Annotated in this window: 20 protein-coding genes and 3 pseudogenes; 9 read left to right on the top strand and 14 right to left on the bottom strand. The window is 65.9% G+C overall.

Going from position 1 to position 24446, the window contains the following annotated elements; translation table 11 throughout:
* Window positions 1-34: 34 nt before the first annotated feature.
* Entirely contained in the window at window positions 35-1351 is a 1317-nt protein-coding gene (locus ACR81A_RS05055) for a DUF1254 domain-containing protein (RefSeq protein ID WP_440312885.1), read from the bottom strand.
* A 192-nt stretch (window positions 1352-1543) separates the two neighbouring features.
* Between ACR81A_RS05055 and ACR81A_RS05060 the strand changes: the two genes are divergently transcribed.
* A complete protein-coding gene (locus tag ACR81A_RS05060) occupies window positions 1544-2656 on the top strand; it encodes an ATP-binding protein (RefSeq protein ID WP_440312886.1) in 1113 nt (370 codons plus the stop codon).
* On the opposite strand, the gene ACR81A_RS05065 is transcribed toward ACR81A_RS05060, so the two are convergent.
* The 3 genes from ACR81A_RS05065 to ACR81A_RS05075 all read right to left on the bottom strand — a co-directional run bounded on the left by ACR81A_RS05065 (window position 2646) and on the right by ACR81A_RS05075 (window position 5590).
* Window positions 2646-3314 (bottom strand): GAP family protein, encoded by a 669-nt coding sequence (locus ACR81A_RS05065; protein ID WP_440312887.1) that lies wholly within the window; start codon window positions 3312-3314, stop codon window positions 2646-2648. The two genes, ACR81A_RS05060 and ACR81A_RS05065, sit on opposite strands and share 11 nt — an antisense overlap.
* Window positions 3315-3319: 5 nt before the next feature.
* Window positions 3320-3709, bottom strand: a complete 390-nt coding sequence (locus tag ACR81A_RS05070) for an SHOCT domain-containing protein (RefSeq protein WP_440312888.1) — start codon at window positions 3707-3709, stop codon at window positions 3320-3322.
* A 135-nt stretch (window positions 3710-3844) separates the two neighbouring features.
* Window positions 3845-5590 (bottom strand): SulP family inorganic anion transporter, encoded by a 1746-nt coding sequence (locus ACR81A_RS05075; RefSeq protein ID WP_440312889.1) that lies wholly within the window; start codon window positions 5588-5590, stop codon window positions 3845-3847.
* A gap of 207 nt (window positions 5591-5797) precedes the next feature.
* Between ACR81A_RS05075 and ACR81A_RS05080 the strand changes: the two genes are divergently transcribed.
* The 3 genes from ACR81A_RS05080 to ACR81A_RS05090 are packed head-to-tail and all read left to right on the top strand — an operon-like array spanning window position 5798 to window position 9450.
* Window positions 5798-6217, top strand: coding sequence for a hypothetical protein (locus tag ACR81A_RS05080; protein ID WP_440312890.1), 420 nt, complete (start codon window positions 5798-5800; stop codon window positions 6215-6217).
* 60 nt (window positions 6218-6277) lie between these two features.
* Window positions 6278-8911 carry a LuxR C-terminal-related transcriptional regulator gene (locus tag ACR81A_RS05085; RefSeq protein WP_440312891.1) on the top strand — a complete coding sequence of 878 codons (2634 nt, stop codon included), beginning with the start codon at window positions 6278-6280 and terminating at the stop codon, window positions 8909-8911.
* 23 nt (window positions 8912-8934) lie between these two features.
* On the top strand, window positions 8935-9450 hold the full coding sequence (locus ACR81A_RS05090; RefSeq protein ID WP_440312892.1) for a hypothetical protein: 516 nt from the start codon (window positions 8935-8937) through the stop codon (window positions 9448-9450).
* Window positions 9451-9465: 15 nt separating this feature from the next.
* On the opposite strand, the gene ACR81A_RS05095 is transcribed toward ACR81A_RS05090, so the two are convergent.
* The 8 genes from ACR81A_RS05095 to ACR81A_RS05130 form a co-directional block, all read right to left on the bottom strand.
* The gene (locus tag ACR81A_RS05095; RefSeq protein ID WP_440312893.1) at window positions 9466-10248 is read right to left on the bottom strand and encodes a cysteine hydrolase family protein; all 783 of its coding nucleotides are present in this window, start codon (window positions 10246-10248) and stop codon (window positions 9466-9468) included.
* Window positions 10249-10311: 63 nt separating this feature from the next.
* The gene (kdpC, locus tag ACR81A_RS05100; protein ID WP_440312894.1) at window positions 10312-10953 is read right to left on the bottom strand and encodes a potassium-transporting ATPase subunit KdpC; all 642 of its coding nucleotides are present in this window, start codon (window positions 10951-10953) and stop codon (window positions 10312-10314) included.
* Between the two features lie 8 nt (window positions 10954-10961).
* A complete protein-coding gene (gene kdpB / locus ACR81A_RS05105; RefSeq protein ID WP_440312895.1) occupies window positions 10962-13115 on the bottom strand; it encodes a potassium-transporting ATPase subunit KdpB in 2154 nt (717 codons plus the stop codon).
* Complete coding sequence (kdpA, locus tag ACR81A_RS05110) at window positions 13112-14785, bottom strand: potassium-transporting ATPase subunit KdpA (RefSeq protein ID WP_440312896.1); 1674 nt, start codon at window positions 14783-14785, stop codon at window positions 13112-13114. Before kdpA ends, kdpB begins: the two co-directional genes overlap by 4 nt.
* Window positions 14785-14886 carry a potassium-transporting ATPase subunit F gene (locus ACR81A_RS05115; RefSeq protein WP_440312897.1) on the bottom strand — a complete coding sequence of 34 codons (102 nt, stop codon included), beginning with the start codon at window positions 14884-14886 and terminating at the stop codon, window positions 14785-14787. Before ACR81A_RS05115 ends, kdpA begins: the two co-directional genes overlap by 1 nt.
* A 186-nt stretch (window positions 14887-15072) precedes the next feature.
* Window positions 15073-15735: a lysostaphin resistance A-like protein gene (locus ACR81A_RS05120; protein WP_440312898.1), complete on the bottom strand. Its 663-nt coding sequence runs from the start codon at window positions 15733-15735 to the stop codon at window positions 15073-15075.
* 226 nt (window positions 15736-15961) lie between these two features.
* Window positions 15962-16747, bottom strand: coding sequence for a DUF998 domain-containing protein (locus ACR81A_RS05125; protein ID WP_440312899.1), 786 nt, complete (start codon window positions 16745-16747; stop codon window positions 15962-15964).
* 180 nt (window positions 16748-16927) lie between these two features.
* Window positions 16928-18037, bottom strand: a complete 1110-nt coding sequence (locus ACR81A_RS05130; protein ID WP_440312900.1) for an IPT/TIG domain-containing protein — start codon at window positions 18035-18037, stop codon at window positions 16928-16930.
* Window positions 18038-18349: 312 nt separating this feature from the next.
* Here ACR81A_RS05130 and ACR81A_RS05135 point away from each other — a divergent pair, with 312 nt between their 5' ends.
* Window positions 18350-18988 (top strand): SDR family oxidoreductase, encoded by a 639-nt coding sequence (locus tag ACR81A_RS05135; RefSeq protein ID WP_440313130.1) that lies wholly within the window; start codon window positions 18350-18352, stop codon window positions 18986-18988.
* Window positions 18989-19653: 665 nt separating this feature from the next.
* On the opposite strand, the pseudogene ACR81A_RS05140 reads toward ACR81A_RS05135, so the two are convergent.
* Window positions 19654-19854, bottom strand: a pseudogene (locus ACR81A_RS05140) (DUF4913 domain-containing protein); the annotation flags it as partial.
* Between the two features lie 489 nt (window positions 19855-20343).
* Window positions 20344-20805: pseudogene (locus ACR81A_RS05145) on the bottom strand (TraG/TraD/VirD4 family protein); the annotation flags it as partial.
* Between the two features lie 390 nt (window positions 20806-21195).
* Between ACR81A_RS05145 and ACR81A_RS05150 the strand changes: the two are divergent.
* The 4 genes and pseudogenes from ACR81A_RS05150 (at window position 21196) to ACR81A_RS05165 (ending at window position 24443) form a co-directional block, all read left to right on the top strand.
* Window positions 21196-22032 (top strand): NAD(P)/FAD-dependent oxidoreductase, encoded by an 837-nt coding sequence (locus tag ACR81A_RS05150; protein ID WP_440312901.1) that lies wholly within the window; start codon window positions 21196-21198, stop codon window positions 22030-22032.
* Window positions 22029-22354: pseudogene (trxA, locus tag ACR81A_RS05155) on the top strand (thioredoxin). The gene ACR81A_RS05150 and the pseudogene trxA overlap by 4 nt, the downstream one beginning before the upstream one ends.
* A complete protein-coding gene (gene arsB / locus ACR81A_RS05160) occupies window positions 22351-23439 on the top strand; it encodes an ACR3 family arsenite efflux transporter (protein ID WP_440312902.1) in 1089 nt (362 codons plus the stop codon). Before trxA ends, arsB begins: the two are co-directional and overlap by 4 nt.
* Window positions 23436-24443 (top strand): metalloregulator ArsR/SmtB family transcription factor, encoded by a 1008-nt coding sequence (locus tag ACR81A_RS05165; RefSeq protein ID WP_440312903.1) that lies wholly within the window; start codon window positions 23436-23438, stop codon window positions 24441-24443. The genes arsB and ACR81A_RS05165 overlap by 4 nt, the downstream gene beginning before the upstream one ends.
* The last annotated feature ends 3 nt before the right edge of the window (window positions 24444-24446 follow it).

Raw genomic sequence — 24446 nt, forward strand, 5'->3', positions numbered from 1 at the left:
CGTGCGCGTGCGCGTACGCGCAGAGCGCCCCGCCTCAAACGGCGTCGATGCGAGCGATCGCCGGGATCTCGTAGCTGCCGTCGAGCACGGCCTCGGCGGGCTCGTACATGCGCAGCACGGGGCGGAAGCGCCCCGCCGGTGCGGGCAGCCAGTTCGCCCGGCGCTTCGGGTCGCTCGGCTCGGTGGCGGAGATCGTGATCACGAGCGCGCCGTCATCCTCGAGCACGAGCCCGGGTGTGCGATCGCCGATCGAGTAGCGCCCGGCCGAGTTCGCGACGAGGAACGAGTTCGGCACGTCGTACATGGTGAGCGACCAGAACGCGCCAACGGGCGGCATCGGGCTGAGCCGCAGCTCGTAGTCGTGCTCGCCGCTCAGCGGCTCACCCGCGGCGTCGATGTACGTCGCGACGTAGGCCGCCTCGAACGACTGGTTGCCCCAGAGGCCGCCGAGTGCCGCGCCGGCGCGCTGCACGATGCGCCGCGCCGGGTCGGAGATCATGAAGCGCGGTTCCGCGACGACGCCCACCTCGAAGTAGTCGAGGTTGTAGTCGAAGGAGTGGTAAGTGATGTTCCAGCCATTCACCACGGCGTTGCCGCCGCCGCTCGCGAGCACGGCCGTCAGGGTGTCGAAGCCCTTGGCGACACTCGCGACGAGCTCGGTGCGGGCGCCTGGGTCGCCGACCCCGGCGCTCAGCGCCTCGGCTCGCTCCTGGAGCTCGCGATCGCGCGGGGCGGGCGGGAACGCGGTGCTCCACGCACGGAACTTCGCCCAGAACGTCTCGGCATCGGTTTCCTGCGCGGCGACCTCCGGCAGTCCGATGGGGCGCTGTGCGGGATCGAGCGGCGTGAGCGTGGTGGCGTCCTGCAGCGCGTGCACGGCGGGCAGATCTTCGGGGCCGGAGACGGCCCACCGGCCCACGATCGAGGCGACGCGTGTGGGCACCCGCACCACGGTCGCGCCCTCGGGCGCCGCGCCGTCCCAGTCGGCAGGGACGAGCAGGAAGCGGCCCGGGCCCGAGCCGGTGGCGCGGTGCCCGATGTAGGCGAAGTTGTCGGTCCACGCGCTCACAAACTGGAGCACGTAGTATCGGCCGCCCGTCTCGGGCACCTCGAGGAGGAGGGGGCCCGCGCTGAGGTCGAGCTGAGCCATCGAGTAGACGGTGTCGTTGTTGATGGTGACGAAAGTGTCCTCGGGACCCGCGAGCGTTCGCGCGTGGCTGAACGTGTTCCAGGGGGCGGCGGGGTTCGCGCCGATGCCCGCAGACACGTAGCGTGCGACCTGATCCAGGTTGAAGACCAGTGGGAAAGCGTACAGGTACGACTGCACCGACGCTTCGTGCTCTGTGGACATGCGGCGGGCTCCTTCATGTTCGTATGAGTGGTCGGGGACCCCACCCCGAGTCCCCGCCGATTCCAGTGTGCGGGGAGGAACGGGCTTGCGCATCATCCACCACTGGTGAATTCTGGGGTCACCCGTGAGTAGTTCGCGCGCGGGCTGGCACGCTGAGCGGGGCCTACAGGGGCCTCGAATGAGGGAGCACGGATGAACGAGCTGATGATCGGGACCGCGGTCGATGAAGGAGCGCCCGTGGCGCTCGACGCTCGCCGTTTCAACCGCCACACTTTCTGGTGCGGGCAGAGCGGCAGCGGCAAGACCTACGCGCTCGGCGTCGTGCTCGAACAGCTGCTTCTCCGCACGCGCATGCCCATGCTGATCCTCGACCCGAACGCCGACTTTGTGCGCTTCGGGGAGCCGCGAGCGGAGGTGCCCGCCGCCGTTCGCGACGAGATCGCGGGAGCCGATATCCGGGTGTTCCGCTCGGGCGCCCAGGGCGACGACGCGCTGCATGTGCGGTACGTGGACCTGTCCCCGGCCACGAAGGCGGCCGTGCTGCGCCTCGACCCGATCCGGGACGCGGAGGAGTACAACATTCTGCTCCACCTGGAGGGCACGCCGGAGCGCTTCGACACCGATGAGCTCATGCGGCGGCTGCGCGCCTCAGGCGATCCGATGCAGGAGCGACTCGCGTATCGGATGGAGAACCTGCAGGTGCTCGACTGGCCGCTGTGGTCGCGCGGCAGTGGCTCCGTGCTCGATCATGTGGCGGAGCGGCCTCGCGCCACCGTGCTCGACATTGGCGGCGGCGTGCACCCCGCGGAGGGGAAAGTCGCGGCACTCGCGGTACTCGAGGAGCTCTGGGCGCGGCGTGAGGAGCGGAAGCCCATGCTGATCGTCATCGACGAAGCGCACAACCTGTGCCCGCCAGATCCGACGACCGGAGTGGAGCGGGCGCTCACGGAGCAGCTCATCCAGATCGCAGCGGAGGGGCGAAAGTTCGGTCTCTGGTTGTTCCTCTCCACGCAGCGCCCCACGAAGATCCACCCGAACGTGCTGTCGCAGTGCGACAACCTCGGCCTCATGCGGGTGAACGCACCGCGCGATCTTGCCGAGCTCGGCGCGGTATTCGGCTTCGCCCCTGAAGAACTCGTCGAGCAGTCGCCAGAGTTCGCGCAAGGCCAAGCGCTCTTCGCTGGCGGTTTTGTGGACCGTGCGACGGTGGTGCAGGTCGGTGCGCGCCTCACGGAGGAACACGGCGGCGATGTCCGGGTACCGCTCATCGGGGACCCGGGCATCGCGGCGCTCGCTAGAACGTAGCGAGGCCCTTGCCGAGCACCGCGACGCCGATGACGAGCAGCAGCACTGCCATGATTGTCGCGTTGTGCGCCACCAGCCACTCCTTCAGCGCGGCAAGCCAGTCAGCGAGTCGCGCGGGTGCGGCGAGGTAAGCGATCACGGGTGCAGCGACTGAGGCGGCAGCGATCACGACGAATATCACCGCGGTGCCCACCGTGGTGGCGAGTGATGCGCTTGCGCCGATGCTGATTCCAGCGGACGCGGCAAGCAGCAGGTTCTTCGGGTTCGCCGCGGCAAGCGCGGCGCCGAGGCCCGCCGCGCGCAGTGGGGTCATCGTGTCGATCGCCGACATCCATTTGGGGAGCTCGGATGCGTCGCCCGCGGCTGGGCGCGAGTGCCACTGCCGGACGGCGAGCAGGATCAGCAGCGCGCCGATCCCCAGCTTCGCGATCGCGGCGATCGGGCGTGGCCCGTCGGCATTGCCGCCTTCGATGAGGCTGCTCAGCACGATGAAGATGGTCAGTGCGACGGTGATGCCCAGCACCCAGCCGAAAAGAAACCCGAGGCTCGTGCCGCCGGCGCGCGGCGAAAGCAACATCAGGATCGTCGCGATGATAGGGACGGGACTCACCGCGACGCCGACGGCGAGCGGGAGGATGTCACCGAGGATCTGCAGCATGGGGACTAGGCCTGCAGTGCGCGCTGCTTGAGCTGCGCGAACTCGTCGGCCGTGATGGTGCCCGCGTCGAGGAGCTGCTTCGCCTGGGCGATGTCGGCTGCCGGCGTCGGTGCGGCGACGGAACGGATGTAGTCTTCGGCTGCCTGCTGCGCCTCAACGCCCTCCTTCGCGGCGCGGCGCGCCATCCCGTCGCCGCGCGCGATCAGATAGACAAGCACCGTGATGAGTGGCAGAAAAACGAGGCAGACAAGCCAGATCGCCTTCCCCCAGCCGGGCAGCTCCTTGTCGCGGAAGAGATCGGTCGCGATCGCCACGAGCGCGTAGATCGACGCGATGAACACAAACGCCCAGAAGAACACGCTGATGACGTTCCAGATTGACGACCAAAACTCCATGATGCTGACTCCTTGCAGAATCGCTGCGCGGCGCAGCGGGCCTCGCGGCCGCCAAGAACGTGCGACCGTCTCGTTGATCTTCCTCGCATGACGCGCGAACCGCGTCGGATTCGGGACGCACGCGCACGTAATTCATTAGTGGTTGGTGAGCCCGGAGTCCGGCTCCGGATCCGGTCGGGTCGCACGCCACCGCATTGCGGCGCTGAGCGCCTGCTCCAGTGAGTCACCAAGCTGCTCGGTCGCCGGGATGACGTGCTCTGGCCCGAGCACTTCGCGGAGCCCTGTGCTGCGCAGCTGAGCCTCGGCGCGCGGGCCGACCCCGCATAGGAAGAGTGTCCCGCCTGCGGCGTGCAGCTCGCGCGCGTAGCGCTCAACGACCCGAATGAACGTGCTGCCGAATTCGTCGGTGCCACGAAGTCGGAGCACGACGGCGCTGCCGCGGCTCGTCTCGACCACCGCGGGCAGTTGCTCCGCGAGTACGGGCGCCGCGGCAAAGAACACGCTGCCGTAGATCACGAGTACCACGGTCTCGTCACCCTCGAGCACGAGCGGCGGCGCGCCTTCGCGAGGGAGCGGCGACTGCGCGGTGAAATTCCAGGCGCGCACCTTCACGCGGCTCGACTGCCTGGAGACGTGAAGCACGATCGCGAGCCCCACACCAGCGAGCACCGCGTACTGCAGGGGGATGAGCAGTGTCAGTACGAAGGTGACGCTCAACACGGCAGCCTGCACCGGCCCGGTGCGCCACACGAAGCGGAGCTCGGCCGGCTTCATGGTCCGCGCGCCGACCAAGATCAGGAGCCCCGCGAGGGCGGGCATCGCGATCGTGCCGATCGCCGGAGCGAACGCGACGATTGTGATGAGCATCACAAGGGCGGCGACGAGGTTCGCGAGGGCGCTTCGCGCTCCTGCCGCGCGCACCATCGCCGTGCCGGACATCGAGCCGCCTACCGGCATCCCGTGAAAGAGGCCGGCCGCAAGGTTCGCGATGCCCTGCCCGCGGAAGTCTGCGGACGGGTCAGGAAGCTTTCCGCCAGGGTTCGGGATCGAGCCGCTGATCGCTGCGCCCTGCACGAGCCCAACGAGCGCGAGCGACACCGCGGGCACTATGAGCGCGCCGACCACCCCGAGATCTGGCGGGGTGAGTCCGGGGAGCGTTGCCGGGATCTGGGCAACGTCGGAGACCAGCTCGACGCGCGGCCCGGGCAGGATCGCGGCGAGCGCCGAGCCGACGATGATTGCTGCCACCATGCCGAGCGGGCCGATGCGAGTGCGCTCAAGCAGGACGATGAGCACAACGGTCACCACGCCGATGAGCACCGCACGCCAGTTAAAGCTCGCGACGTTGAGCAGCGTGTCGACCGCCTGCACCACGCGGTTCGCACCCTCGGCTGCATAACCGGTGACGGTCTCGAGCTGGCCCAGGATGATGTTCACTGCGACTGCGTTGATGAACCCGACGAGCACCGCGGTCGGAATGAACCGGACGAGCTTGCCCGCACCGGCGAGACCGAGCGCCAGCATGATCACGCCGGTGAGGAGCGCGAGCGTGGTGAGAGCGGCACCCGCGCCGGGACCCGACTGCGTTTCGGGCACGTCCGAGATAATCACGGCCATGGCTCCGGTGGCCTGCACGCTCATGAACACCGAGCCGGTTGCGAGTGCGCCGCCCAGCGTGCCGAAAAGATAGCCATAGAGGCCGTGGAGCGGATTCACGCCAGCGAGCAGCCCGGCGGCAAGGCCGTCTGGCACACTCTCTACGCCGGCGATGAGACCCGCGGTGAGGTCGCTTCGCATCGTCCGGCGCGAACCGAAACGCCCGCGGTAGTTGCGGAGAGCACGGCGGAATCGGGAACGTGCGTTTGCGTCCGGAGAATTCACGCTGCCGACTCTTCCGGACATGCAGCCCGGGAGCGAGCCCTCGCCAACGAATTCATCACCGGTTGGTGAGGGTGAGAAGGCGGCGCAAGCGAACCTCATCCGCCACGGGTGAATTTCTCGGGGCGTTGCTGCGTGAGGCTCGCCACACCGTGCCCTGGTATCGGAAGATCGGCGTGAGACCTCCCCTCCGAGAGAAAGACCACCAGCATGCGCACACCCCGCTCACTTGTTTCCTCTGCCCTCATCCTTGGTGCCGGCGTGGCGATGCTCACCGGTTGCAGCGCCGACCCTGTAGCGAACGAGGCGTCGGCCTGCACCGCGTTTGACGCGTTCTCGGAAACCATCGCCGACGCGAAGGGCAGCCTCAGCGCCGACTCGACGATTGGTGAGATCACCGACGCACGGGATCAGGTTCAGGAGAGCGCGAAGCAGCTCGCCGAATCTCTCGACACTGTTGCGGCGGACCGGGTCGCCGCGGTGCAGGACGCGGTCGACGAGTTCACCGCCGCAGTCGAAAATGTCGACCCCGAGCTTACGATCCCGGAGGCGGTGCGCTCGCTGCAGCCGCAGTGGGGTGAGCTCGAAGCTACCCAGGCGCAGCTTGACGAGGCGCTCAGCTGCAACTAGTCCTGCGCGTGCAGCCCCCATGCGCCGAGCCACGGCACCGACGTTGCTAGGATGCAGCTCATGGGGGCAATTCCTGCATCAGCAGAGCTGGTCGCACCGTGGTTTCTCACGGCTCCGCCGCGGCCACGCCGCGGCGTGCTTGAACGACCCCGAATCTCAGCGGCACTCGACGTGTGCGTTGCCGCGCAGGAGCTCACGATCGTCGAGGCGCCAGCCGGATACGGCAAGACGACGGCGCTCAGCCAGTGGGCGCAGACGGTCGGAAGTGGGCCGAAGGCGTGGCTCGCGCTCACCGGGGACGAGGGAGCACCAGCTGCGCTACTGACTGGCGTGCTCGCCGCGGTGATGCAGAGCACCACGGGCGCGACTCCCACCACCACGCCGCGCACGCCCGGCCCGGCGGGGAGCGCCGATCTCGCGCTCGTGCAGCGCGCGATCCTCGCGGCGGTCGCCGACGCTGCGGCCCCGACCACGTTGATCGTTGACGACGCACAGCACCTGCGTGCCGGGGCATGCACCGATGTGCTCCGCACCCTGCTTCTCGGCGCCGGCGGCAGGCTCCGCATGATCCTCGCGGGCACGCACAGCGTGCGCGAGCTCTTCGCGGAGGAACTCGCGACCGGCCGCGCAGCCGCCATCACTCCGGACACCCTTGCGTTCTCCGCGGCGGAAGCGAGTCAGCTCGCCGACGCCGCGCGCGCTATCGGGGCAGCACCCGACTCCGCTGCGTTCGCGCAGCGCTGGGAAGACACCGGCGGCTGGCCGGTTGCACTCGGCTTCGCGCTGCAGCAGCAGAGCCTTCAGCAGGGGGAGCACGGGCCGCAGCCCGATGCCTCAGATTTCCTGCTCGCGAGCTACGTGGAGCGCCGTGTGCTCGCGGCGCTGCGCCAGGAACTCCGGGAATTTGTGTTGCGCACCGTGACTTGCGAGCGCTTCACCGTCACGCTGGCGAACGCTCTCAGCGGTCGCACTGATGCGCACGTACTCCTCGAAGAGTGCCGCACGCTCGGCCTGTTCATCGACGCGTATCAGCGCGACGATGACCCGGTGATCTACCGTTGGCACTCACTATTCGCCCGGCTCTGCCGCGGAGTGCTCCGCCGCACCGACCCCGCCGAGGCCGCGCGCTGCCAGCTCATCGCCGCGACTCTTCTCGCCGATGTCTATCCGGCGGAGGCCGCTCGCCACGCGCTTGCTGCGGAACGCCCCGACCGAGCAGCCGAGATCATCGAGTCCCGCTGGCTACAGCTCATCATCGGCGGCTCCGCGACTGTGCTTGCGGAGCGGTGCGGTCGGCTCCCGGAGCCGTGGAGCGAGAACGTCTCGATGCTTTGGATTCGCGCGGCGTGCCTTGACGTCGAGGGCGATCGCGCCGGTGCCGTGCGGCTCGCTGGCTACGCGGACACGCGGTGGATGAGGTTGAGCGCCGTCGAGCAGGCAACGGCCGCACCGACGCGAGCCTTTGCCAGACTCTTTCTCGCGGAAGGACCCGACGCCGTGCGCGCCGCAGCTGACGAGGTGAGCGCCGCGCTCGAGCAGGCGGAGCTGAGTCAAACGACGTACGCGCATGGCGCGTTCCTGCTCGGCTGGACGGAGCTGCGGCTGCGCCGTGACCCGGTGCGCGCGGTTGAGCTGCTGCGCACCTCGAGCGCGCTCGCACGTCGCTCAGGTGCGGAAGTGCTCGCCGGTCGCGCGAATGCGAACCTCGCATTCGCGCTCGCCTTCGGGGGGAGGCTTGGGGCAGCCGAGCAGGTGCTCGGCATCGAAGGAACGGCGCGGATTGGCGCGGCGCTCAGCGAGTGGGGCGTCTACGACGGTGGCATTGACACCATGGCGGCGATCCTTGTCGCATACTGGCGTGACGAGCTGCACGACGTGCTCCGCCTCGCCAGAGAACTCCACGAGCAGGGCGGACACGACGCGTCTTACGCGGCGCTCGGACGAGTGTACTTTGCGCTCGGGGTGGCTGCACTCGGGGAGCGCGCGCTCGTGCCGGAAGCCGAGGCAATGCTGATGAGTGTGAGCCGCGTCGACCGCCACGGCGTGCCATGGCCGGCCTACCTCGCCGTCGCGCACGCGAGCCTGCGGGCCATGCTCGGCGATCGCACTGGCGCGCTTCGCGAGCTCGCGCGGCTCGGGGACTTCGACAGCGTTCCGATCGCGCGCGTGATCGCAGCTGACCTCGCCGTGCAGATCGGCCGTCCCGACGACGCGTTGGAACTGCTCCGCGGGATCGCGCGGGCGGAATTGATCCCGCCCGTACATGCCTGGTCACAGGTGCTGGTTGCGACGGTCGCGTGGCAGCGCACGCGCACCGAGGTGGCGCACCGCCTGCTTGAGCGCGCGCTCACTGGCGCGGAACCCGAACGGATTCGCCGCCCGTTCCGAGTTCCGATCGACGCGACGCGAGAGCTGCTCGAGCAGCACGCCGCGTGGGGGAGTGCGCACGAGGTCTTCATCGCCGAGCTGCTCGCTGCGCCGCAGACAGGCGACGCGGCCGGCGGCCCAGCGGTCACACTGTCGCGGCGCGAGCGTGAGGTGTTCGGCTACCTTGCGACGCGGCTCACCGCCGAGGAGATCGCGTCTGCGCTCCATCTGTCGGTGAACACCGTCCGTTCGCACCAGCGCTCCATTTACCGGAAGTTGGGCGTGAGCTCGCGCCGCGAGGCGATTCGACACCGCGTCGACGGTTGATCACCGCCCCATAGACTTGCACCATGGCAACATCGCAGAATGGCACGATTGAATTCGCCCGACACCTCGCTACAGAGCAGGGTGTGTATGGTCTTATTCTCGTGTCTGGGCTTATCGCGACTGCGAGTAGCGCGGGGGCGAGCTCATTCAGAGTGCTCCTCTTCGTCGCAGTCACGGTCGCGGTGTTCTGGCTCGCCCACGTGTACTCAAGTATTGTCGCCGGTCACGGACGAACCGACGAGCAAGGCACCCCGCGGCAGTTGCGGCACACGATCCGTCATGCGACGAGGGACGCGCGTGGCATGCTTGTCGCCACAGTCTTTCCTTCAGGGGCGCTGCTCTTCGGCGTGTTTGGCGTACTGCCAGACCGTGCCGCAAACTGGCTTGCGCTCTGGGTGTGCGTCGCAGCTCTCGCCGTACTCGGTTACCTTGCATACGCGCGGCTCGGCGCGCCTCTGATCGCGCGCCTCGGAGGCGCGCTCGCCACTGCGTCGTTTGGCATGATCATCATTCTCGCGAAAGCGATTGTGACGCATTAGAGCGCAGTGCTTGAGCTAGTGCCTGTGGCGTCCGCTTGCGGCACGTTCGCTGCGCCTGGCCAGTTTCGCGTCAAGCTCGTCGAGTCGGTCGAGTAGCTCCCTGGTGGTTTCTGAGTTGGCATAGAGCTTTCGGATGCTCTCGAGTGCGTTCGTGTGACGCTGCGGGCTCATGGCGCCCATGGCGTCCTCGATGAGGCCGACCTGGTAGCCGAGGTCTGCGAGATCTCGCACCGAGGAACTCACGCACTGATCCGTGTAGAAACCGGCGACGAGTACATGGTGTACTCCCATGTTGCGCAGCATCTGGTCGATGTGCGTGCCCACGTGCACGCCTGAGCAGGTCTTCGTGAGCACGGCCTCGCCCGGCAGCGGCGCAGCCTGCGGCAGGAACGCGGAGTCGGGGGAGCCCGGCGGGTAGAGCATGCCAGCGGCCCGATGGAGCGCGCCGGTGTCTGACGCATCTCCGATCTGCGCCTGGATGCCGACGTGCACGGGACGGATGCCCAACTCGCGGCACTTCGCGAGCACTGCCTCGATGTTGTCGAGGGCCCGGGCGAGATCAGCCTCCATCGCGCGGAGCACGGGATCAAGCCCCTCGTGATACAGGCCCGCCGCGGTGAGCGACGCGACGATGGCGGGCGTCGAAAGATGCTCCTGGATATCGACGAGCAACAGCACAGTATCCCGGGGGTCGATCGTCAGCGGCTCCGCATAGCCGTAGGCGCCCAACGTCCCGTAGTACTGCTCCGCGAGTGCGTTGACCCCCGCTTCGGTCGCCAGTGGCGCGGAATCGCTCATGCTCATCGTCCTTTCTCCGGGTTCGGCTTACAGCTATGTTGGCAGGAAACGCAGGCGCTTCGCCTACCCCGAGCGGGGAGGATCCCCAGCCGAGTGTGCAAGCGCGTCGAGCGCAAGATTGAGCTCCACCACGTTCACCCGACTTTCCCCGAGATAGCCGGCATCGCGCGAGCTGGTCGCCGCAGATACGTTCGTCGTCACGACGTCCACGGGAAGACCGCGCGCCTCGGCGACGCGCGCGACCTGAAGCGCAGCGTATGCCGGGCTAATGTGCGGGTCGAGGCCTGAGCCCGAGGCCGTGACTGCGTCCGTCGGTACCTCTGACGCGGGTACCCCGTTGAACGAGGCAACGGCGTTCCGGCGTTCCTCGATTTGCAGGGCGAGCTCTTCGCTCTCCGGCCCCAGGTTCGAACCTGCGGATGCGAGCGCGTCGTAGCCGTCGCCTGCGGCGGAAGGCCGGGGCTGGAAGTACTCGGGCAACGGCGCGCCAGAGGCGTCCGTGAACCGCTGCCCAATGAGCTCGGAACCCGAGATTCGACCGTCGGCTGCGCGCACCACAGAGCCGTTCGCCTGATGCGGAAAGACGCTCTGCCCGATGCCGAGCATCACGAGGGGGTAGCCGATACCCAACACGAGTGTGAGGAGCAGCATGATGCGGAGCGCCGTCCACAGCGGGGCGGTCTTCCGCCAGATGGTGTGTGCCACGACGCCCCCTAGTATCCCGGCATCAGGCTCACGACCATGTCGATGAGCTTGATGCCGATGATCGGGACGAGCACGCCGCTCAGTCCATTGACAATGAGGTTGCGGGTGAGGTCGCCGCGGGGCCCGGTGCTCCGGTACGGCACGCCGATGAGGGCGAGCGGGATCAGGATGACCATGACCAGACTGCTGAAGATCACCGTGGAGAGGACCGCCGACGCAGAGGAGTGCAGCTGCAGCACATTGAGTGCGGCAAGCCCTGGAAACGCGCCAACGAACAGGGCGGGGAATAGCGTGAAGTAGCGCACGAGATCGTTGGCGAGGTTGAACGTCATGAGGGCGCCGCGGGTGGCCATCTGTCGGCGGCCCACCTCGACGATGTCCACGAGGTGAGCGGGGTCGTCGTCCAGGATGATCATGTTCGCGGAGGACTTCGCCGCAGCCGTTGCAGAGTTCATCGCGATGCCAATGTCTGCTTGCGCGAGCGCGGGAGCATCGTTGACGCCGTCACCGCTCATCGCCACCAAGTGTCCCGCTGACTGCTCGCGCACGATGACCGCGAGCTTCTCCTCTGGCGTTGAGTTGCCGACGTACTCGTCGATCCCCGCCTCCGCGCTGATCGCCTTCGCGGTGAGCTCGTGGTCGCCGGTGACCATCACGGTTCGAATACCGAGGCCGCGGAGGGCGCTGACGCGACCGGGTACGGAGGCCTTGATCGTGTCGCGCAGGTCGACCACGCCGAGCGCACGGCCCGGCCCCGTCGGTGGCTTCACCCCAATGATGAGCGGGGTGCCGCCGTCGCTCGCGATGGCGTGTGTGCTGGCCTGAAGCTCCGCGAGAACGTGACGCGATGGCTGCGTTCCCTGCTGTTTCAGCCAGGCCGCCACCGCGTGCGCCGCGCCCTTTCGGAGCTTCGTCCCATCGGGGAGGTCATACCCCGAGATCCGGGCGTTCGCGGTGAAGACCACGGGGGTGCCGTCCTCAGCGCGCGTGTGTTCGGTGCCTCCGGGGTCCGGTTCAGTGGCCCCAAGCGCGCGCGCCAGCCGGACAATCGAAGCGCCCTCGGGGGTGGGGTCACCGATCGAAGCGAGCGCCGCAAGACGGATGAACTCGGTGGGGTCGACCCCGGAGAGCGGCAGGAACGCGACCGCGCTCCGGTTCCCCTGGGTCACCGTGCCGGTCTTGTCGAGGAGCACGGTCGTGATGTCGCCGGCCGTCTCGAGTGACTTCGCCGAGGTGACGAGCACCCCGCGCCGGAGCAGTTGCGACATCCCCGCGATGCCGGTCACGGACATCAGCGCGGCGATCTCCGTGGGGATGAGACAGATCACCATCGCGACGAGCACGGGGACGGAGACCGGCGGCGCGACGGGCGAGACCGCAGAGTTGAGCGTGAGCGCGACGATCACAAAGGATACCGAGAATGAACTGAGGAGCGCGCTGAACGCCACCTCGATGGGGGCCTTCTGGCGGCGCGCGGTGCTTGCGAGTTGTATCGTGCGCTCGAATGCGCTCGCTCCCACCGAAGCGGTGATGCGCACCACGAGGCGCCCACCCAGGTCACTCGTGCCACCGATGACGGCGGTGCGATCGCCGCCAGCCTCGCGGACCACCGTTCCTGCGTGTCCCGTGTACTCCGACTCGTCGACCTCGGCGGCGCCCCAGAGCACCTCACCATCGGCCGGAATTGTGCCACCCGTATCTACGACGACGACATCGCCCGCCACCAGATCGTGCGAGCCGACCTGCTCAAGCTCGGCGTTCTGAGCCGAGCGGTCGCGGGTGGGGTCATAACTTGCCACTCGAAGGGCAGGGGTGGTGCGCGCGGCCTGTCGGAGGGACGCAGTGTCAGCGCGACCGCGACCCTCCGCGATCGACTCAGCGAGCGTTGCGGTGAACAGGCACACCCAGAAGCCGATGGCGAGCGCCCAGGTGAACCCCGGAGGCATCGTGGTGCCGCCTGAGGGGCGCGCCCCGCCGACAACCGGTTCGGCGATTGCGATCAGTGTGGTGAGCGCGGCGCCCGCTTCCGTGAGCAGGAGGACTGGGTTGTGCCAGAGGTAGCGCGGGTCGAACTTCCGGAGCGCATCGATGATCACCGTGCGCAGAGCGGACGGTGAGATCACGCTGTTGTTCCGCAGCCGCTCGAGGAGTCTCTGGATCACCGGACGAATCCTTCCGCGAACGGCCCAGCGAGCAGGTATGGCACGAACATGGGTACCGCGATAAACACGATGAGCGCCACAAGCAGGCCGACAAACTGGGGTCGGTGCAGCGGCAGTTCGAGTGTGCTCTCCGCTTTGCCCTGAAGCGAGAAGGACCCCGCGAGGGCGAGCACAAGCACGATCGGGATGAATCTCCCGAGCAGGATCACGATGCCGAGCGTGACGTTGAGCAGTGGGGTGTTCGCGCTCAGCCCGGCGAACGCGGAGCCATTGTTGATCGCTGCGGACACGAATGCGTAGAGCACCTCAGAAAGTCCGTGCGAGCCTTCGTTTCCCATACTCGACACGATCTCCGCCTGCACCGATGGGATCGCAAAACTCACCGCGATCCCGCCGATCGCGAGCGTCGGCATCACAAGAATGGCGATGCTGACGAGTTTCATCTCCTGTGTACCGAGTCGCTTGCCGAGGTAGACGGGAGCACGGCCGAGGAGCAACGCGGTGAGGAAGACCGCGATGACCATGAGCACGAGCATCGTGTAGATTCCCGATCCCGCACCGCCCGGGGCCACCTCGCCGAGCATCATGTCGAACATCAGCATGAGGCCGCCGAACGCGGTGTACGAACCGTGCATGGAGTTGACCGCGCCACCCGTGGTGCCCGTCGTAGCGGTTGCGAACAGCGTGGAGCCCACGATCCCGAACCGCTGTTCCTTGCCCTCGAGCGCGCCGCCCGCGAGCTCGGGGGCCGTGCCAGCCCCCGCGAACTCGAAGCCCGTGAGCGGCACGTACACGAGCACGAAGAGCACCGCCATCGTGGCAAGCAGAGCGTACCCCGCGCGCTGATCGTCGACCATCGTGCCCACCGTGCGGGGCATCGTGAAGGGAATCAGCAGCAGGAGGAGCGTCTGCAGCATGTTGGTCCACGGCGTCGGGTTCTCGAACGGGTGCGCGGAGTTCGCGTTGAAGAAGCCGCCACCGTTCGTCCCCAGCATCTTGATCGCCTCCTGCGAGGCCACCGGTCCCCCCGGGAGGGTCTGCGTGAGGCCCGAGACAGTCTCGATCTCCACCGGAGCCGTGAGGTTCTGGATCACCCCGCCGGCGAGCAACAGCACTGCTGCGAACAGCGAGATCGGCAGCAGGATGCGCAGGTTCGCGCGCACGAGGTCGACCCAGAAGTTGCCGAGCCCGCTGCGACCGCCGCGCGAGGCGATTCCACGAATCAGGGCGATGGCGACGGCCATGCTGACCGCCGTCGACACAAAGTTCTGCACAGTGAGACCGACCGCCTGCGCGGTGTATCCGACGGTCTGCTCCGGCGAATACGACTGCCAGTTGGTGTTCGCAACGAACGACGCGACGGTGTTGAACGCGAGGTCGGGGCTCATGGGCCCCATGCCGAGAGAGTACGGGAGGAACTGCTGCGTGCGAAGCAGCAGGTAGAGCAGCACGAACCCAATGAGGGAGAACGCGAGGATCGAAGTGAGGTACCCGCGCCACGACTGCTGTCGATCGGGGTCGACTCCAGAGAGCCGGTAGATGAACCGTTCGACACGCCAGTGCCGGTCAGAGGTGAACACCCACGCCATGTAGTCGCCCAGCGGGCGGTACAGGAGGGCGAGGATCAGCGCCAGCGTCAGGAACGCTGTGGCTGCGAACCACCAGTTCATCAGAAGCGATCCGGGTGGAGCAGGGCGTAGCCCAAATAGAGCAGCGCCCCGAGGCCTGCGAGTAAGGCTACGTCGTCGATGAAACCCAACACTCTCTCCATCTGAAGGAACGAGAAAGAGTCTAGTCACACGAGAGCCGTGCCGCTTTCACCCAGGCGCCCGTGTTATTCGGGCTCGGAACGCTGATCGCTGCGCCCTGCACGAGCCCGAGGAGCGCGGTCTAGACAGCGCACCTCCTCGGTGTCCAGACGAGCAGAGTGGTTCCGAGATTGTGTGCGGAGTATCTTTCAGGCGGACGGCCGGCTGGGCCCCACGAGTCCAGGGGCGGCGGACGGGGCAACTTCGCCGCGTACGAAGAAAACCAGGATCAGGCCGGTGATGATGACCACAGGATTACCCAGTGACCCGAGCAGATTGAGCGCGCCATCGGTCGGGTAGTCAGCGACCAAGAAGATCGATGGGTCGGTTGTGGCGTGCAGCAGGATCGGCCAGATCAGGTTTCCTGTCACGCGCAGCGTCAGGTACATCAGAATGCCGAACGCAAAGGTATCGATGAGTTGCAGCAGCGTCGGTACCAGCGCTTGGCCAGTCAGCAGGTTGCCGGAGTGCAGAGCGGCGAACAGCGCTGCGGAAACGAGAGCGGCTGAAATCTCGCGGTGCCCGCGCTTGCGCATGAGATTCACGACGATGCCGCGGGTCAGCGTCTCTTCGGCGAAGCCGATGCAGAGTCCCGCGACCAGCCACGCGATGACGACGCCTACACCTGCTTTGGCGTAGTCCACGGTCGCGAAGTGGATCACGTTGAAAATGTGCACTGCGGCAACGGCGAACCACATCCAGCCTCGGCCGCGGAGTGGCTGGGGGCCGTACAGTTCGCGCACCCAGCCGAGGGACCAAGCGAACACTACGAGTACGAGCCCGCCGAATGCGACGGGGAGCACGTAGAACACCCACACCGTCGTAGCCGGATGAGTGGTTGCCGGGAACAGAGGCGTGAATAGCAGTGGCACGAATTGGTAGATGAGGAGCTAGCGGCATCAAGGAGCAGTGAGGGCGGTTTCTACTTCGCGGCGGTTGCGGAAACCCGGGACCACAGACACGACCATCCCTCCGGTTGGTGGTGCAACATGCCTCCGCAGTCGTGTGTTGGTGATGTTGCACTTTCCGCCACGGAGCTCAACGCACCGCTGTCTTCTGCAGCGCTGCATCCGTCCGGAGGGTAGGCCAGCAGAGTTGAATGCTCGACACGACGCCGGTTGCCACAAGCCAGGCGATCCCGATCGAGGTTGCGACATACTCGCAGAGGGCGCCAAAGTCAGTCGCGGTGTCGGCGAGCGAGAGGATGCCACCGGTGCCCGCGATCACGGCGACGAGCGAGGCAGCGGTGCAGGAGAGGAGCGCCCACGTGCGGCCGCGAAACGCGAAGAGGAGCATTGCGGCGCAGGCGAGCACGAAACCGGCGATCGCCAGGAAGAGGTGCGCGAAGTCTTGGGCGGTGAAGAGCGCGGAGCTGGGGGCTGGGCATCCGGGAGTGCACGGGGTGGCCGCGGCGCCGACGAAGCAGAGCCCGGCCACCGTGAGCGCAAGCGCGCCGGCGGTGGCGATCCTGCCCGCGCGGGAGTTCCAGCAGCCGAGGCCCACCAGGATCCCGGCTGCGCCGACCATGGTGAGGGCGACGCGGAACACGAACTCGGTGGGCTCACCCGGCGCCCCCAAGCCGCTCACATACGGCGGATCTTCGTGGGTGGAACGTGCGATCCAGATCAGGATCAGGGCGACCAGCGCCGTCAGTGCTCCCAGAAAGCAGAGCGCGGCGGAGATCAGGGCCGCCGTTCGTGGCCGTTGCGCCCGCCCGCGCGGCTGATGGTCTGCGTGCGACTGGTCCGCCGGGGCCGGGGCATCGGCAGCGTGCGGGCCTGCGGGGAAGTGTTGCAGCAACGTGGTCCATTCGTGTCGGGTCAAGCGTGGTCCGCTGCTCCAATGCTCGAACCGCGTTCCCGGAGGGGCATCGGACGCTGGACCTTGTCGTGGGTACGACGGTACTCGTAGCTGGGGGCGCTGAACACCCCTGGGCGAGAGAAGCAACGACATGCAGCGGGTCTCCCGTGGAGGAGACCCGCTGCAGTGAGCCTTCTGGCCTTGTTAGTGCTGATGTCGACGGCGCGCCGCTGCGAGCACGAGTCCGGCCGCTCCCAGCGCAGCGATCACTGCGCCAGTGACCGCGACCCCGGCAAGATCCGTGGGCGACCCCGTTCGAGCCAGGTCCTTTGATGGAGCCGGCTGTGCAGGCTTCGTTGACGTCGTCTCCCCAGGCCTCGTCCCCGTCGGATCTGTCGGCTTCACCGGGTCGACCGGCTTCACGGGGTCGACCGGCTTTACAGGATCAATGGGTTTCACCGGGTCCGTTGTCACTTCTTTCGCTGAGGAGATGAGGTGGTTGAGATCGCCGAGGTACTCGAGCGTGAACCCAGAACTGTCTGCGGAGAAATCGCTCAGGGAAAACGCTCCTGTGCTATCGAGTGGCGCGGTTGCGTTCACGGTTCCTGACTGAGTGGTGACCACGACAGATCCAGTTGGCACAGAGTCGAAGGCTGCAACAACGGTCCCACGGAGCGTGCCTTCCGACACCTCATAGGAAATCTGCGTTGGTGCTTTGCGTACTTCGAGCGTACCGGCGGGGCGCTCCGGAGCGCCTGCGGGCGCCTGCGCAGCGCGAGCAGGTGCATATGAGCCGAGTACAACCCCGTATTTGCCTGCGTCAAGCGCGCGGGGCTGGAGCGTCAGGGAGGCTCTGCCCTCGGCCATCGAATCGGGAGAGTAAGTTTCGTCGCCAACGGCAAAGTAGAGCGCGTCGTGCTGGGTGAGCTTTGTGTAGTCGCCCGTGAGTCTTCCTGCTTGACCGTAGGTGATGCTCAGGTCGTCGGCAGGGACCTCCCACACCTGCGGCAAGATTGAGATCTTCAGTGGGTTGGACACACCGTTCGTCCCGTCGACGGTGAGAAGGATCTCATCGCTGCCACCAAGATAGGCAGTGAAGGTGATTTGAGTGTCTGAGACAACTTCGAACGAGTAAGAGACGTCCGAGGCCAGCAGTTGCGTCACGCCGGCCAGATTCTTGCCGGTGATCGTGAAGGTATTGCGCTGGTATTCAGTGACTGTGGCTGGAGAAACTGAGGTGAGCTCGGGGAGCGCAACAGCGGAGGAGGCAGGCTCGACGGGAGGGTCGTCTGGCGCGGCCGCGCTGCTGCTCACCCCGAGCGCCATGAGTGCCAGCGTCCCGAAAAACGCGGCTGTGATGTGTGTAACTCTTCGAATACTCACTTTGTAGTGCCTCTCGTTTGGGTAGTCCAGTCTAAAACTGGGTAGCGTCCCGCACCCGAGAGTTCAGCGTAAAGACGCCGGCTGGCCATAAGTCGTTCACTTGAGTAGCGAGGTGACGAAAGAGGAGTCGTCGAAGCTGAGAGGATCAGCGTATGAACCCGAGCGCGCACGTCATTGCCATCACTGGAGGCTCGCGCGGAATAGGTGCCGCGGTCGCGCAGCGTTTGACTCGTGACGGCGACGGTGTGCTGCTCGGGTACTGCGCTGCGGCGCCTCGCCTTGCCCGCACGGACGGACGGATCGATCTTGCTTCTTGGTTCCGCCGCGACCGCAGCGGGCAGCCCCGGAACTTACGTGCACTACGCCGCGATGAAGGCCGCGGTCGCGACGCTCGCCATTGGGCTGTCTACTGAGCTTGCTCACTCGGGCGTTCGTGTGAATTGCGTGGAGCACGGAACGATCTGGACGGAGTCTCCCCAGAATCCGGATCGGCCTGCGAAAGTCTCGGCAGTGATCCCGATGGGGCGTACAAGGCAGCGCATGACATCGCGGGCGCCGTCGCCTGGCTCCTTTCGCCAGATGCGGCGTACGCCACTGGCACTGTTCTCCGAGTGGCGGGTGGAATGGAGCGCACTTCCTCTCCGCACGCTCCACAATCACAGCGGAGTCCGGCGGGGATTCCTCGCATCAAGTTACCGTTTCCGGGCATCCTGCGCGATAAGAACTTCGGGGTCGTGTACTGCACCGGTGAAGCAGAACCTGGCTGTGCTTCCCACATGCTCGAGGTGTTCCCGGCATCGGGGAACCCAGCTCTGGATGCCGACGGTCCATGTGCCGAGATCTCGCCGCCTGCCTGAACAATCTCACCAGCGGGCAGCCTGAACGCGTCCGCAAGGTCAACATGTGGGCCACACGAGTCCAGAGAAGTCGTTCCGAATCGCCTTCAAACGTCAAACAGCCGTTTTCGGGGTTGGTGACCTCTCCAGAAAACTCTTGCAGAGGCCTGCCTGGCGGAGTGAATCCCTCTGCGCCGACTGGTGCGATGGAGAGAACGCTAGCATTCCCCGAATTATCGATCCCTTGACTGTGTGCATTGTGTCCGTAGGAGTCTGGTGCAGGAACAGGTGACATCAGACCCCTCAGCATGGGCCGTGGAGTGGAAGAAGGTTGGCGGGGTCTGGAAAGCAACCAACCAGCGGCAAGTGATCACAGTGGTTGAGTTTAAACACGTAAGCAGCTACTACGGGGTGAAGATGAAAACCGACCCCGGTGTCCTTACGACATACTGCGTGAACCCAAAGGGGGGACTGAAGTGCCCATCATGGGTAGATACCGCCTTTCTGCCGTCAAATAACGGCGCCGTTGTGGGGCTGCGTGCCTTCCTTCCGGATGGGAGTACTAAGCTCTCGAGTTCATTCGAACCGGTGCATGTCGGGCAGATTGAGCATTGATTTCCTGCCTGTTGGTTTCGCCCAGTATTAGGTAGACCTGAGCGATTAGGTCGACTGTGTCCGAAGGCTGCGCCCGTCAATGCGGGTGTGAAGGATTCAAACACCGGCCTCGGGTGAGGGATGCTCGTCTGCGAGGAGCGCAGCGGTCGGATCCGCATGGGGAAGCGGGGAGTCGAGCTTGCTCCGTTCTCTGGACTTCACAAACGGCCCGTTCTCTCCGAGCAACTGCCCCACGTGCGGGTCACCGTGGTCCCGAAGCCAGACACTCATTCCGGTCGCAGGATCCATCCGTAAACACTCACAGGCACGTCAGATCGCATCAATCCGGGCCCATGCTTCCGGATACGCCAACCAGTCCTTCTTCCACGCCGGGGAGCTGCCCTGCCTACTGAGCGCGCGACGGGTGCACGTGCCGGCACCCGCCCCGAAACCAGGTGACCGCGTTTGGGTGCTGCGGCGGAACTGGCTCTTTCTCCTCTCTTGGTGTGGCCGGCTGCGGGGCAGGGGCGGGCCTATTCGTAAGGGCTTCAAAGAACGCCATCATCGGAGTAGCATCTACCCCGAGCCCAGCCATCCCCAACCCGTCCGGTGGTTGAGCTCCTCTTTCGCCTCGACGCTCATTCGCTCAGACCAAGAACCGCTCCAGGGCTCATCACCGTAGCCGTCTGTTTCGTCGCCGTCCTCTTGCCGCGGGCCAAGGGCCTAGTCCGGTTCAGTACTCATGACGCATCCGCCTGTGAGCACTCGGCGTCGAGCTCGGCAAGTTCTGCTTCCGCTTCCGCGAGTTCATGCTCCGCAGCCGAGATGGTCTCGGCCTGTTGAGGATCGTGTGCCATGATCTAGGCGCGGATCTTCTCGGCGTACTTGGTTCGCTTCCACGGCACCGTCATCGCCATCGTGGGACGATTCCCTGCGCTGAAAATGATCGCGCGGCCGCGGGGGGAGCGCTGCGAGATCCGCGACCGGTATGAGACGTTCTTTCTGCACCTGCGTGGAGACATTTCTTCGTCCATCGCCAAGCAATGCCCCATCCCGCGACGTCGATGCACGAACACGGTCATAATCCACAATGACGACGGAACGAGCGTCCAAAAAGTCGTTCTCGTCGACGTTGCCGCCATAGACCTTGATGTTTGAGGCAGACCAGAGTTTCTGCATTCCGCGATCGCCCCACATCTCAACCCTCTGCGCCCAGGTCTGAAGAATGATCATGAGAATGATCCCGCGAGAACCGAAATGCGAATATAGGTCGGGGAACTGCTTTCAACGGCAGACATCCGCTGCCTCATCGAGCACCCTGACGAGCTGCACCTGTAGACGGCTGCCGCGAGGCTTCGTTGCATACTGTTCCGCGGCTTCTGTGACCGCAGCAATGAGCGCGGTCACAAGCGGGACGGCCGTACCTACTCGCTCCCTGGATAGGAATAGGACGTGTCAGTGGATCGCACAAGGTCATGCCGTGGATAGGGCGCGAGTCGCCGAATCTCTTCGTCGAGCGAGTGAGCATCGCGCCTGCGGGTGAACCGTTCAGGTACTTCTGCTGATGGTGCCAACTATTGGTGAGTGTGATGCGTGAACATTCGGTGACAAAGTCAGATTGGACTCGCGGGTTGAATTGATTGATGTCAATATAGAAGCATGTCTCATCAAGAGGTTGAGTTGGTCATCGTTGGGTTCGGTCCCGCGGGATACACTGCGGCGGTTTATGCTGCCCGAGCGGGTCTCGCGCCGGTCGTGATCGCGGGCTCGGTGACCGCAGGCGGTGCATTGATGACGACGACCGAGGTGGAGAACTTCCCGGGCTTCGTTGAAGGCGTGCAGGGGCCGGATCTGATGGAGTCGATGCGGGCGCAGGCCGAGCGCTTCGGCGCCTTGATCGTCCAGGACGACGCGACCCGTCTCGATCTCGACGGCGACGTGAGGACTATCGTGACCGGTGCCGGGGCAACGTACCAGGCACGCGCTGTGATCCTGGCGATGGGTTCCGCGTACCGCAAGCTCGGTCTCCCCGAGGAGGAGATCGTTGTGGTCGGAGGCGGAGACTTCGCGATGGAGGAGGCCCTGCTCCTCACTCGGTTCGCGTCGAAGGTGACCGCGGTCGCCTGGAGCATTGAGGTCGCAGAAATCCTCGGCGATGAGCAGGTCACCGGTCTCACACTGCGCGATACCGTCACCGGGGCAGAGCGCAGGCTCGAGGCGACGGGGGTGTTCGTTGCGATCGGGCACGACCCGCGCTCTGAGCTCGTGACCGGGCAGATCGACACCGATGCGGACGGCTATGTCCGAGTCGCGCACCCGTCTACACGGACGAACCTGGCCGGGGTGTTCGCGGCCGGGGACCTGGTCGATCACACATACCGACAGGCGATCACCGCCGCGGGGACCGGCTGCGCTGCCGCTCAGGACGCCCAGCACTACCTGTCGCACCTTGCGCCCACTACAGTTTCTGAGCCCGTTTTGGAGGTCTCCGAATGAGCACCATAACTCCCGTCACCGACGCCACCTTCCAGACCGAAGTGATCGAGTCCGAGCTGCCCGTCGTGGTCGACATCTGGGCGACCTGATGTGGCCCGTGCAGGGCGATCGCCCAATCCTGGATCAGCTCGCCGACGAGTACGCGGGTCGAGTGAAGATCATGAAGGTCGACGCCGACGAGAACCCCGAGACCGTTGCCGCGGCCGGGGTGACTTCGATCCCAACCCTCGGGTTCTACCGGAACGGGAAACGAGTTGACGTGCTGATCGGTGCGCATTCGAAGCCTGTGTACGCCGCGAAGATCGAGGAACTGCTCTCATGACCGACGCCCTGACCCCTTCTTCACCGAAACGGCTCTCCACTCTCGACAAGTGGCTGCCGCTGTGGATCGGGCTTGCCATGGTCGCAGGCCTCCTGCTGGGACGCTTCGTTCCAGCACTCTCCGACGCGCTGTCCGCGATGGAAGTCGGCGGGATCTCGATTCCCATCGGACTCGGCCTGCTGGTGATGATGTACCCGGTGCTCGCGAAGGTTCGCTACGACAAGATCGCTGCGGTTACTGGCGACAAGAAGCTCCTGAGCTCATCGCTCGTATTGAACTGGCTCGTGGGGCCCGCTGTGATGTTCGCCCTGGCGTGGATCTTCCTGCCGGACCTGCCAGAGTATCGGACCGGACTGATCATCGTCGGGCTCGCTCGCTGCATCGCGATGGTCGTGATCTGGAACGACCTGGCCTGTGGCGATCGCGAGGCGACCGCGGTGCTGGTCGCGATCAACTCGGTGTTTCAGGTAGTCATGTTCTCCGTCCTGGGTTGGTTCTACTTGACCGTTTTGCCTGGCTGGCTGGGGCTGGATGCGCAGGGCCTTGAGATCTCTGTCTGGCAGATCGCGCTGAACGTGCTCGTGTTCTTGGGCATGCCTCTCTTCGCGGGCTTCGCGTCACGGTGGATCGGTGAGAAACGACGTGGTCGCGACTGGTACGAGGAGAAGTTCCTCCCGACGATCGGTCCCTGGGCGCTCTATGGCCTCCTGTTCACGATCGTGCTCCTCTTCGCATTGCAAGGCGAACAAGTGACGTCGAACCCGATGGACGTCGCGCGCATCGCCTTGCCTCTGCTCATCTACTTCACGTTCATGTGGTTCGCCGGCATCCTGTTGGGTAAAGCTCTCAGCCTGGGGTACGCGCGCTCTACTACGCTCGCGTTCACCGCGGCCGGGAATAACTTCGAGCTGGCGATCGCAGTCGCAATCGGCACTTTCGGTGCGGCATCCGGCCAGGCTCTCGCTGGTGTCGTTGGCCCCCTTATCGAGGTGCCCGTGCTCGTGGGCCTGGTCTACGTCTCGCTTTGGGCTGCCCGAGCCTGGTTCCACACCGACCCTTACGCTACCGAAACGAGGACGCCATGACCGACACTGCTGTCATCCCCGACGCCGAGGCGTGTGCCCCATCGTCGTCGCACGCGATAGGCGCTGAGGCGGCAGCGACTGTGGCCGGCGCACTGAAGGCCCTCGCCGAGCCTCTGCGACTGCGGATGCTCTCCGCGATCGCTACTGACCCGCGCGGCGAGTCCTGCGTGTGCGATCTCGCCGAGCTCACCGATGTCTCCCAACCGACGGTCTCCCACCACCTCAAGGTGCTGAAGCGGACCGGGATGCTGCTGTCCGAGCGGCGCGGCACCTGGGTCTGGTACCGGATCGCGCCGGGCAGGCATCGCGCCGTCGCCGCTCTCCTCGATGCGTTCGCTCCTGCTGCGGTAGCCGACGAGCCGGAGGACGTGCAGACCCAGTCAAAGGCGCTGCAGCAGATGGATGCCCGGGTGACGCGCCTCGCGGAGGAGCTCGCTGAAGAGCTGACCGAGCTGCACCGGGACGTCGTGATCGCGATCGTGCGCGAGTCCTACGCTGGGCTGGTGCGGTCGGCGAAGCTGACGCAGCACATGATCCCACTTACCGAGCGGTTCGCCCGGCAGCGCCTCGCTGACCTCACACGGGACCGGAACTCGGGGGTGCCGCAGGTGCTGTTCGTCTGTGTGCAGAACGCGGGCCGCTCCCAGCTCGCCGCCGCGATCGTCAACCAGCTCGCGGGCGGATCAGTCGTCGCTCGCTCCGCAGGATCCACCCCTGCATCGGACGTGCACCCGCACGTGCGCTCGCTGCTCACTGAGATCGAGGGCGAGCAGATGGCCGAGACGGCGTTCCCGAAGCCGCTCACCGACGACGCCGTGCGAGCCGCGGATGTTGTGATCACCATGGGCTGCGGCGACGTGTGCCCGATCATCCCCGGCGTCCGCTACGAGGACTGGGCCGTGGGAGACCCAGCGCTGGCGTCCCTAGAGGGGGTCGACGCGATCCGCCACGACATCGAGACTCGCGTCCGCGGCCTCCTCACCACTCTCGCAAGCAAGGCCTGAAGG

It is taken from the genome of Leucobacter chromiireducens (genome assembly GCF_051993095.1).
GTDB classification, from domain to species: Bacteria; Actinomycetota; Actinomycetes; order Actinomycetales; family Microbacteriaceae; genus Leucobacter; species Leucobacter chromiireducens.

Excerpts from the sequence above, each read along its gene's own strand:
- ACR81A_RS05055 (WP_440312885.1), bottom strand. The coding sequence starts at position 1,351 with ATGTCCACAGAGCACGAAGCGTCGGTGCAGTCGTACCTGTACGCTTTC.
- ACR81A_RS05060 (WP_440312886.1), top strand. The coding sequence starts at position 1,544 with ATGAACGAGCTGATGATCGGGACCGCGGTCGATGAAGGAGCGCCCGTG.
- ACR81A_RS05065 (WP_440312887.1), bottom strand. The coding sequence starts at position 3,314 with ATGCTGCAGATCCTCGGTGACATCCTCCCGCTCGCCGTCGGCGTCGCG.
- ACR81A_RS05070 (WP_440312888.1), bottom strand. The coding sequence starts at position 3,709 with ATGGAGTTTTGGTCGTCAATCTGGAACGTCATCAGCGTGTTCTTCTGG.
- ACR81A_RS05080 (WP_440312890.1), top strand. The coding sequence starts at position 5,798 with ATGCGCACACCCCGCTCACTTGTTTCCTCTGCCCTCATCCTTGGTGCC.
- ACR81A_RS05085 (WP_440312891.1), top strand. The coding sequence starts at position 6,278 with ATGGGGGCAATTCCTGCATCAGCAGAGCTGGTCGCACCGTGGTTTCTC.
- ACR81A_RS05090 (WP_440312892.1), top strand. The coding sequence starts at position 8,935 with ATGGCAACATCGCAGAATGGCACGATTGAATTCGCCCGACACCTCGCT.
- ACR81A_RS05095 (WP_440312893.1), bottom strand. The coding sequence starts at position 10,248 with ATGAGCGATTCCGCGCCACTGGCGACCGAAGCGGGGGTCAACGCACTC.
- kdpA (WP_440312896.1), bottom strand. The coding sequence starts at position 14,785 with ATGAACTGGTGGTTCGCAGCCACAGCGTTCCTGACGCTGGCGCTGATC.
- ACR81A_RS05115 (WP_440312897.1), bottom strand. The coding sequence starts at position 14,886 with ATGGAGAGAGTGTTGGGTTTCATCGACGACGTAGCCTTACTCGCAGGC.
- ACR81A_RS05150 (WP_440312901.1), top strand. The coding sequence starts at position 21,196 with ATGTCTCATCAAGAGGTTGAGTTGGTCATCGTTGGGTTCGGTCCCGCG.
- arsB (WP_440312902.1), top strand. The coding sequence starts at position 22,351 with ATGACCGACGCCCTGACCCCTTCTTCACCGAAACGGCTCTCCACTCTC.
- ACR81A_RS05165 (WP_440312903.1), top strand. The coding sequence starts at position 23,436 with ATGACCGACACTGCTGTCATCCCCGACGCCGAGGCGTGTGCCCCATCG.